Here is a 4,249-nt window from a genome sequence, read left to right on the forward strand (position 1 = left end):
GGATTCGAACCCTCGTTACCGTGAGGTAAACACGCTTTCCAAGCGTGCGCCTTCAGTCTTATAGGGGCTCTTTATGAGCCGAGGTAAAACGAGAGGAACCAGCTCCGCCGGAAACTGAGCATCACGACCCTCCCGGAGAACGCCATATCCTTCCCGGAAATTCCGTGAAACATTCCAAACCCTGTTCCCATTCTTCGGTGCGAATATACTAGAAGCTTACCCTCCGGGGGGGGGGGCTAGCAGATGGCCTGCGCTACCCTCGCCCGAAGGCTCGGGCTAGCTCCGGCTCACTGCTTTTTATGCCTGCGGCGCCTGACTGTCTCGCTTCGCTCGACCCTGTAAAGGTTCCTCCTATGGTTCCTCTACCTGTTCCCTCAGGTCGTCTACGCTACGGCTCTGTTGGTAGAGCTGCAACGACACTGCCGGGGAGTGACCTCTCTGAAAAAAAACAATGCACAACCGCAGCACGGGTATTTATGCTATATTTTCCGAAGGAGAACCCTATGACTCGACTCGCGATATTTATCCTTCTTGTAGCCTCGGCATTGCTGGAGGCTGAGGAATGTACGGACTTCGGCAGGAATTCCGATGACTGTCTGTACCAATTTTCCGATAAGTGGCCTACCTATTCGGACGGGACGAAATTTAAAGAGGGGCGTAACGTATGCATTGGCCATACGGAAAAAACTGAGGAATACGAATACATCAAGCAAGGCATACCCGTCATAAAACGGGGAAATCTTAGACCATGCAGGAAAATCGTGAAAATATCCAGACATCGTCAGCCCAACTTTGCTTGCTGTAGCAACAAATACCTCGGGAAACCCGGGGCCTCCGAGTCGCTCATAAAATGTGACGACGACACAACCGGCATATACTGCCCGCCGGCGTATCGCTACATGACCATTTTTTCGGAGCAAGTGGATTATGCCGGGCTAGCGCAGTCTACGATTGTGTGGTACCTAAAGGACGGCCCCAACGTCATCCGGTTTGGGGACACTGTCGAGGTGTTCCGTGAGGATGACGGGAGCATGAGGTACAGGGGGTACCTGTCCATCCGCAACAGTGACGAGCCGGTGAGAACTGTCGGCTTCTGCTACGACAGGAAGGGGAGGAGCACCAGGCGCGTAAACGACGCCAGCCTTTGCAAGTAGAGTCTATGGCTCCTCCACCAGCTCCCTCTGGACTTATAGGGGCTCTTTATGAGCGGTGGTAAAACTATCCCTTTGAAAAAGTGGTATATTGTCCTAAAAGAGGTTTATCTTGTTTAGTTAAGTCCTATAGGGATTCTTTAAAAGCCGAGGCAAGCAATGATAATCGCGATTAGCAAAGATGATCCGTGGTGGGAAAGGACCCGCGCTTTCGCGAAAGATTGCCCATGGCAGCCGGGGCGTCGTTTAGCCGAGCGAATGTCAAAAAACGATTTCCTAGACTGGGAAAAAGTTTTCGTTGCTGTACACGGTGAAGATGTTGTCGGCTTTTGCGTTCTCGAGGAGAACGGGAACATTCCTGCGAAATTCAGTTGCAGCCCTTTTATAAATCTCGTTTACGTTGGCGAAGAATTCCGGGGAGAGCGGCTATCCAAAAGCTTAATTGACGCAGCGCTTGATTACGCCCAAAGGCTCGGCTACAAAAAAGTTTATCTCAAAAGCGAGCACCACGGCCTATACGAAAAATACGGGTTCAAGAAGATTGCCGATTTCGAACCAACGGTCGGGCTTGCAAACCAACTGTTTGAAATAAAAATTTCAATTTAACATTAGATTTTAAGCATTCCTTCGCGGCAAAAAAATTTTTGACTTTTCGCCCTTTTTAACCTATATTAAATGTATGAAATACGTAAAAATGGTTTTGAGGGTTCTGCTGGGCATTTTTATGACCTATGCAGGTGTCAGTCACTTGACCATCGCCAGGCAGGAATTCCTGGCGCAGGTTCCGTCGTGGTTTCCGCAGAATCCGGGATTCCTGGATTTCGTGGTATTGGCCTCGGGGGTTGTCGAGATCGCTCTCGGCCTCGGCATGATATTCTTGTACAAGTACAAGGGAACGGTGGGGGTGCTCCTCGCGCTGTTCTACGTCGTCATTTTCCCAGGCAACATCAGCCAGTACGTGAACGGCATCAGCGCTTTCGGGCTCGACACCGACCAAGCCCGACTCATACGCCTGTTCTTCCAGCCGGTACTGATCGCCTGGGCGCTTTGGTCTACCGACGGCGTACAACAAATCAAGGCTTGGTGCGCCCGATTCTGCAAGCAACCTAAAAAGGATTAGAAAATTTTTATATTCTTTCCATGAAAGAAATCCTGAAGGATACTCCCGAAGCGAAGTACCTGTAAAATTTTATAGGGGCTCTTTATGTTATTATCTTTTCAAGGACCCCGATGAAGTGTGTCCTGAAAATATTCCTGTTTGCCCTGGTGTTCGCAGGGTTTGCCTTTGCCGAAGCGCAAGACAGCATCGAGCCTTCGGTTTCCAGGTTCCGTGAACGGTTCTCGCTGCGTTTCTTGTGCGATTACAATTTCGTGGCCATCTGGAATTCCTACAACAACTCGATGCTCAATTCGAACCGCCCGGTCGATGTGGGCATCGGTGTCGGTTACGACAGTCTGTTTACCACATTCGGAATTTCGTGGGACGTGTCCGCCGATTTCAAGTACAGTCTCCCTTTTACCACTTCAAAAGAAAAATCAGACACACAGGCTTTCGAGACGGGAGTTGACTTTTTCCCGGGAAACTGGTGGCTTGCGGCAAAGCTCCGCTTTTACAGCGGCTTTACCGCGGAAGTCGAACACGGCAGCGAAAAGGAACGGGAATTTATAGACCTCTGGTTTGCGGACATATATTTCTCGTTGCTCTGGATGGCGACCGCGAAAGGAGTTTTCGCCCCCAGGAGCGCCTACTTTTTGGATCGCCGTCAAAAGAAATCTGCCGGGAGCTTGATTATCGGCGGGCGCCTGCAACGAAACATTGCTGAAGATAACGACGGAGTGCTGGGCTACGAAAACAACAAGCGCGACATTACCTCCATCTGGGGTGACGTCGGGTACACCTACACCTTCGTTTTCAGCAACGGGTATTTCTGGAACCTCTGGGGCGTTGTAGGCATCGCGTACGGTCGCGAGCACGCTGACGACGGCAACCTGCTCTTACCCGAATCGGACATAAAGACCGCTTTTGGCTACATCGGCGAAAAATGGGCATGGAACATCGTTCTTAAAAGCGGGTATTCTGCCATCGCGTTTGGCGAACACCTGGAACAAAAATACGTGGCAGCCTTCGAAATCCTTGTGGTACGCAGGTTCTAGTTCGCAAATTTTTCCGAGATACGCCCCCAACAAGCCCCAAGAACACTTAATCAATCAAGTCGTTCTGGAATCTTGATAAATGTTCAAACGGCAAGATTTGGCGGCCTCGGTTCGGCGAGCCCCCGAATGACTTTCTTAATTACGGCTATACGCTTTTGCGAGCTGCAACCGCACGCGCCCTTATGGCAAGCGGGCTACTCCCCTCTCTAAGAATTGTCCACCGCAACTACTACGACGCCATTCCACTAGCGGACGACATCATGGAACCCTACCGTCCCTTCATCGACCAGATTGTGTATAGGCTACATCACGATAAAAAGAAAAAGCTGGATAAAGAAGTAAAAAGACATTCTTGGATATGTTCTACACAAGCATTCCCTTCGGCGAACAGATGGTGAAACTCGGGACAAGCCTCACCTACACCACCGCATCCGTTGCAAAGTTTTTCATAGGCGAAACGAAGAACCTTGTCTATCCGAGGGTATCATGTGGGTCGTAGCTATTTTGATTTTCCAAGGCACTGCAAAAGCGGACGGCAAAACATGAACCGATTCGCAAGCGAACTCGAAAAAGAAGGTTTCAGCAGAGTCCAACGCGGAATGTACGTCCGCTACAGCACCACCGCCGACAACGGACGAATACACCGCAGACGGGTAGCCAACTTTATCAAACCAAGATCTACGGTTTGCTTGTTGAGCATCACCGACCTTGAATTTTCGGAGGTATATAGCCATTTTGGCAGTACCAAGCCTCCGAAAAATGGCCAAAATGTCAAGAATCCATCCAATTTTTCTGATTTTTTTAGCGTCAAACCGCTTGCAAACCCGCATAAAATAAGGTATATTCAGAGAGTACATCTTATAGGGGCTCTTTATGAGCCGAGGAAAAACTGGCCGCAAAGCAAACATTCGTCGGCCAAAGGCCGAGGCCATGTGAGCGTGCAG

The 4,249-nt window shown here is 49.9% G+C and carries 7 protein-coding genes; all 7 read left to right on the forward strand.

Annotated features, from left to right (window positions below):
* Nucleotides 1-503 precede the first annotated feature (503 nt).
* On the forward strand, nucleotides 504-1,154 hold the full coding sequence (locus Q0P86_RS16480; protein ID WP_295041009.1) for a hypothetical protein: 651 nt from the start codon (nucleotides 504-506) through the stop codon (nucleotides 1,152-1,154).
* 156 nt (nucleotides 1,155-1,310) lie between these two features.
* The gene (locus Q0P86_RS16485; protein ID WP_294113055.1) at nucleotides 1,311-1,757 is read left to right on the forward strand and encodes a GNAT family N-acetyltransferase; all 447 of its coding nucleotides are present in this window, start codon (nucleotides 1,311-1,313) and stop codon (nucleotides 1,755-1,757) included.
* Between the two features lie 73 nt (nucleotides 1,758-1,830).
* On the forward strand, nucleotides 1,831-2,271 hold the full coding sequence (locus Q0P86_RS16490) for a hypothetical protein (protein WP_294113053.1): 441 nt from the start codon (nucleotides 1,831-1,833) through the stop codon (nucleotides 2,269-2,271).
* A 110-nt stretch (nucleotides 2,272-2,381) separates the two neighbouring features.
* Complete coding sequence (locus Q0P86_RS16495) at nucleotides 2,382-3,305, forward strand: DUF4421 family protein (RefSeq protein WP_295041011.1); 924 nt, start codon at nucleotides 2,382-2,384, stop codon at nucleotides 3,303-3,305.
* A 95-nt stretch (nucleotides 3,306-3,400) separates the two neighbouring features.
* Nucleotides 3,401-3,703, forward strand: a complete 303-nt coding sequence (locus Q0P86_RS16500) for a CRISPR-associated endonuclease Cas1 (RefSeq protein ID WP_290992171.1) — start codon at nucleotides 3,401-3,403, stop codon at nucleotides 3,701-3,703.
* Entirely contained in the window at nucleotides 3,664-3,804 is a 141-nt protein-coding gene (locus Q0P86_RS16505; RefSeq protein ID WP_295041013.1) for a hypothetical protein, read from the forward strand. The genes Q0P86_RS16500 and Q0P86_RS16505 overlap by 40 nt, the downstream gene beginning before the upstream one ends.
* Nucleotides 3,794-4,249, forward strand: a 456-nt coding sequence (gene cas2 / locus Q0P86_RS16510) for a CRISPR-associated endonuclease Cas2 (RefSeq protein ID WP_295041015.1), incomplete at its 3' end; no start/stop codon positions are given. The genes Q0P86_RS16505 and cas2, both read left to right, overlap by 11 nt.

The organism is uncultured Fibrobacter sp. (assembly GCF_946062555.1).
Classification (GTDB): Bacteria; Fibrobacterota; Fibrobacteria; order Fibrobacterales; family Fibrobacteraceae; genus Fibrobacter.

Excerpts from the sequence above, each read along its gene's own strand:
- Q0P86_RS16495 (WP_295041011.1), top strand. The coding sequence starts at position 2,382 with ATGAAGTGTGTCCTGAAAATATTCCTGTTTGCCCTGGTGTTCGCAGGG.
- Q0P86_RS16480 (WP_295041009.1), top strand. The coding sequence starts at position 504 with ATGACTCGACTCGCGATATTTATCCTTCTTGTAGCCTCGGCATTGCTG.
- Q0P86_RS16505 (WP_295041013.1), top strand. The coding sequence starts at position 3,664 with ATGTTCTACACAAGCATTCCCTTCGGCGAACAGATGGTGAAACTCGGG.
- Q0P86_RS16490 (WP_294113053.1), top strand. The coding sequence starts at position 1,831 with ATGAAATACGTAAAAATGGTTTTGAGGGTTCTGCTGGGCATTTTTATG.
- Q0P86_RS16485 (WP_294113055.1), top strand. The coding sequence starts at position 1,311 with ATGATAATCGCGATTAGCAAAGATGATCCGTGGTGGGAAAGGACCCGC.